This is a genomic window from Candidatus Beckwithbacteria bacterium (assembly GCA_026397255.1).
In the GTDB taxonomy this organism is placed as follows: Bacteria; Patescibacteriota; Microgenomatia; order UBA1400; family CG1-02-47-37; genus JAPLVF01.
In genome coordinates this window covers 1-4,399 of the sequence record JAPLVF010000003.1, presented here as the reverse complement: position 1 = coordinate 4,399, position 4,399 = coordinate 1, and the positions used below count along the sequence as shown (strand labels likewise).

Annotated in this window: 6 protein-coding genes; all 6 read left to right on the top strand. The window is 43.5% G+C overall.

Annotation, left to right across the window (positions count from 1 at the left end):
- Positions 1 to 185 precede the first annotated feature (185 nt).
- The gene (locus tag NTZ93_00405) at positions 186 to 497 is read left to right on the top strand and encodes a type II toxin-antitoxin system RelE/ParE family toxin (protein ID MCX6816327.1); all 312 of its coding nucleotides are present in this window, start codon (positions 186 to 188) and stop codon (positions 495 to 497) included.
- Between the two features lie 12 nt (positions 498 to 509).
- Positions 510 to 809, top strand: a complete 300-nt coding sequence (locus NTZ93_00400) for a helix-turn-helix transcriptional regulator (protein ID MCX6816326.1) — start codon at positions 510 to 512, stop codon at positions 807 to 809.
- Positions 810 to 952: 143 nt separating this feature from the next.
- On the top strand, positions 953 to 1,381 hold the full coding sequence (gene mraZ, locus NTZ93_00395; protein MCX6816325.1) for a division/cell wall cluster transcriptional repressor MraZ: 429 nt from the start codon (positions 953 to 955) through the stop codon (positions 1,379 to 1,381).
- Entirely contained in the window at positions 1,378 to 2,253 is an 876-nt protein-coding gene (gene rsmH, locus NTZ93_00390) for a 16S rRNA (cytosine(1402)-N(4))-methyltransferase RsmH (GenBank protein MCX6816324.1), read from the top strand. The genes mraZ and rsmH overlap by 4 nt, the downstream gene beginning before the upstream one ends.
- The gene (locus NTZ93_00385; GenBank protein MCX6816323.1) at positions 2,250 to 2,576 is read left to right on the top strand and encodes a hypothetical protein; all 327 of its coding nucleotides are present in this window, start codon (positions 2,250 to 2,252) and stop codon (positions 2,574 to 2,576) included. Before rsmH ends, NTZ93_00385 begins: the two co-directional genes overlap by 4 nt.
- Positions 2,545 to 4,278 carry a penicillin-binding protein 2 gene (locus NTZ93_00380; GenBank protein ID MCX6816322.1) on the top strand — a complete coding sequence of 578 codons (1,734 nt, stop codon included), beginning with the start codon at positions 2,545 to 2,547 and terminating at the stop codon, positions 4,276 to 4,278. The genes NTZ93_00385 and NTZ93_00380 overlap by 32 nt, the downstream gene beginning before the upstream one ends.
- Positions 4,279 to 4,399: the final 121 nt, after the last annotated feature.

Sequence of the window (4,399 nt, the reverse complement as noted above, 5' to 3'; positions counted from 1 at the left end):
TGGAGTGAGTTAAAATCCGCTCTTACTGACGGCCAAATCAGTGCCCCGGCCATCGGTCTAGGCACTTTCGTAGTGGTGAAATAACTGACTCTGAGCCAGAAATTTAAATTGTTGGCGGTGTGTTAATTGTTCTCGCCGGCGTCGCTGTCGAAAAACTCAAGATTTAAAAGTGTTACAATTATTTGATGCCCTGGAGAGCAATTCTATTAGTTAAGGTTTACAAAGATCTTGTAAAATTGTCGATAAAAGATAGATCTAGAATTGAATCTGCAATCGGTTTTCTGGAAAAGTATGGACCTTTTATTAAGCCACCACTATGTAAGAAAATAAAAGCAAATTTATTCGAATTAAGAATTAGAGGTCAAGATTCTTACAGAATTTTTTACACCTTTGTTAAAGGCAATTATTATTTAGTTCATCTTTTCAAGAAAAAGTCGCAAAAGATTCCTCCAAGGGAGATTAAGGTAGCACTTGACAGAGTTAAACAAATAATATAGCATATATGCTATATGGCTAAATTAAAATTAATTAGTTTTAAAAAAGTACTTCAGGAAGATTTAAAAAATCCTGAATTCCGTCGTGAGTACGAAAAACTTCAGCCGGAATTTACCGTCATTCGGGCGATGATTGAAGCTAGAATGAAAAAAGGAATTACTCAGAGAAAACTGGCGGCTAAATTAAAAACAAAGCAGTCAGTTATTTCCCGCCTGGAAACTGGTCGGGGAAATCCCAGCGTGCATTTTCTCCAAAAACTGGCTGCGGCATTTGATTCAGTACTGGAAATTAACTTCCGCCCGCTGGCTCATTAATCTTTTTCGTCATCTTCCACAACACTTCAAAAATCTGCTAATTTTGGTATTCTTCTTCGCTCTTTCTTTGTGTTGACATGGTCGTGAAAACATACTAAAACTATATCAAAGTGGAAAAAAGTGGGGGAAAGTGGTGAATCTTTATGCTTATCGGCCATTATACAACTAAAGCAGACCCTAAGGGTAGAGTCGCCTTACCGGCTAAATTTAAGACTGTTTTGGGAGCCAAATTAATCGTTACTGCCGGTTATGAAAACTCTTTAATGATTGTCGCCCCTAAAGATTGGGCTAAAGTCATCGGCGAAGTCACTAACCGGAAACTCACGCTTGAGCCGGCCCGGGCCACTGACCGGTTTTTATTGGGTTCGGCTTTTGAAGTCGAACTGGACAGTCAGGGCCGCTTTATTATCCCTAAATATTTAAGAAACTACGCCGGGATTAATGAGTCAGTTGTCTTTATCGGCGTCGGCAACCGGGTGGAGCTCTGGAGCGAGGCCAAGTGGACAGATTACGAAAAATACTTAAGTAAAAATATCAGTCAACTTGGAGAAAAACTGTCCGCCATTCAATGACCGACAACTATCTCCATCAACCAGTTCTTTTACATGAAGTGATTGACAGCCTGCAAGTTAAGCCCGGTGAGGCCTATCTTGACGCGACTATCGGTTCAGCCGGTCACGCCGTTGAGATTGTTAAGCGAGGCGGTCGGGTTTTCGGCCTGGATGTTGATCCGGCCGCGCTTGAGCGGGCCAGAAATCGGCTCCATTCCTGTCCAGGAGCTGATTTTAAGCTCACCAAGCGGAACTTTGGCCAACTGGAAGCCGCAGCCAAAGATTGGCAGATAAGTGCTTTCAGCGGCATTCTGTTTGATCTAGGGCTATCCAGCGACCAATTGGCCGATGACCAAAGAGGTTTTTCCTTTTTGCAAGACAGCCCTTTGGATATGCGTGCCGACCCGGACTTAGCCGTCACCGCCGCCGATTTAGTCAACGGCTTAAATAAAGGCGAACTCAATGAGCTTTTTCAAAAACTAGGTGAAGAGCCGCGTGCTTTAGCCATCAGCGATGAAATCGTTCACAGCCGGGCCAGACAGCCGATTACCACCACTGCTCAGTTGGTGAAAATAGTCAAAGAAGCGGTTGGCGGCCGTTACCAACGGATTAACCCGGCCACTAAGGTTTTTCAGGCCTTGCGGATTGCTGTTAACGACGAACTAAACAACCTGAAAGCCGCTTTGCCTCAAGCAGTGGCGCTTTTAAAGCCCGGCGGTCGGTTAGCCGTCATCAGCTTTCACTCACTTGAAGACAGGATTGTTAAAAACTTTATGAAAGATAATCAAAATTTAAAAATTTTATACAAGCACCCGGTTAAGCCGGGTCGGGAAGAAATTCTGGCTAATCCGCGCTCACGCAGCGCCAAATTAAGAGTGGCAATTAAATTATGACCAAATCAGAAAAACAAGCCTACCAAAAATTAAGCCGGAAGTGCCGGTTCTGCCTGATATTGTCTTTAGGCTTAGTTTTGGCTAGCAGTTTGGCTAAAATCATTGTTTCCAATCGTTCGGCCACCTGGGGTAAAAATCTGGAAAGTTTACAAGCGGAAACCGATAAAATTATTCAGGATAACTCTATCCTTAAGAGTGAATTATCACAAAACATCGGCGGTTTAATTACCATTAGCGAGCAAGCTTTTAAGCAGGGATTTACTGATAAGCCGCAAGTTAAATACCTAAACCATGACTGGAAATTGGCGGCTAAATCTAATTAGTTTCTTTTTTGCTTTAACCGGAATTTTATTGATTGGCCGGTTGTTTTACTGGCAAGTTTTGGCCGGAGATGAACTAGCGGTTTTAGCCCAGACCCAACAGCAGAGTACGATTGAGTTGCCAGCCCGCCGCGGTCAAATTTTTACCTCCGATAATAATTATTTAGTTACCAACAAACCCGCTTATTTCAGCTACTTAATTAGGGGAAAAAGTACTTTTAATCCGGATTTATCGCAAAAGCTGGCACCAATCCTGGCAGATTCTCTCAGCTTTTCCGCTACTCCTTCAGCTAAAATTAAAGAAACTGAGGCAATTCTTAATGAGCGGTTGAATAATGATCGCTTAATTTGGATACCGCTTAGCCGCAAACTAGCCCTGACGCAAAAAACAGCCTTAGAGTCTTTAGGATTAGGCGATCAGCTTTTTTTTGAAGACGAATCAGTCAGGCTTTATCCGGAAGCCTCCATGGCCGCGCACTTATTAGGTTTTGTGGGTGATAATAGCGAAGGCAAAGAGCTTGGTCAATATGGCCTTGAAGGTTATTATCAAACTGAGTTGGCCGGCCGGCCGGGAATCCTCAAACAGGAGAAAGACGCCTTAAACCAGCCCATTTTAACCGGAGATTGGCAACAGCAGGAAAAAAAGGACGGTCGGGATTTAAAGCTTAATTTAAATCGGGGTTTGCAGTTTTTAGTGGAAAAAAAATTACAGCGAGCTTTACAGGTTTATGGTGCCAAAGCCGGTTCGGTAGCCGTAATGGACCCCTATTCCGGTGCCATTTTAGCCATGGCTTCTTTGCCCGGTTACGATCCCGGCACTTTTTACCGTTATGATCCGCAAATGTATTTGAATCCGGTCATTGCTCAGGCATTTGAGCCTGGTTCAATTTTTAAAATATTTGTTATGGCCAGTGCCTTAGATGCGGGCGCGATTAAACCGGAAACAATTTGTGATATTTGCTCCGGTCCGGTCAAAATTGACAAGTATTTTATTAATACCTGGGACAATAAATATTATCCTAACTCTTCTATGACGGATATTTTGGTCCATTCTGACAACGTCGGCATGGTTTTTATTGGTCAAAAACTCGGTTTGCCTAAATTTCTAGAGTATTTTAAAAAATTTGGTTTTAGTGAAAAAACAGGCATTGATCTTCAGGATGAGGCCACCCCTGACCCTAAGTCGGATAAAAACTGGACTTATGTGGATTTAGCCACGGCCAGCTTTGGCCAGGGATTTTTAGCCACCGGTATGCAGCTATTGCAAGGGGTGGCCGCGATTGCTAATGGCGGGCAGTTAGTTCAACCCAGAGTAGTGGATAAAGTTTTAAGTAGTGACCGTGAAATTAACGTAGCGACTAAGGTTAAACGCCGGATTATCTCTCCGGAAACCGCCAAGTTAGTCACCCAGATGATGATAGCGGCGGCTGAATCCGGCGAAGCTAAATGGACTAATGTTAAAGGCTATCAGATAGCCGGTAAAACCGGCACCGCCCAGGTGGCTGTCGGCGGTAAGTACGCCACTAACGCCACTAATGCGTCTTTTATCGGCTTTGCTCCAGCTGATAACCCTAAATTTGTTATGTTGGTGACCTTAAAAGATCCCTCTTCTTCTCAGTGGGCCTCGGAAACCGCTGCGCCTCTCTGGTTTTCTCTCGCCCAGGATCTTTTAAACCACTTTAACATCCTGCCGGAAACTCAGTAGTAGTGTAAAATAGACTAATGTCTTTCCAAAAATTAAGACAACTGATTCCTCAAAGACTAATCAATCTTCTCTGGCATTTACCCCAAGCCATTTTGGCCAACCTGATTTACGGCTTTCCCGG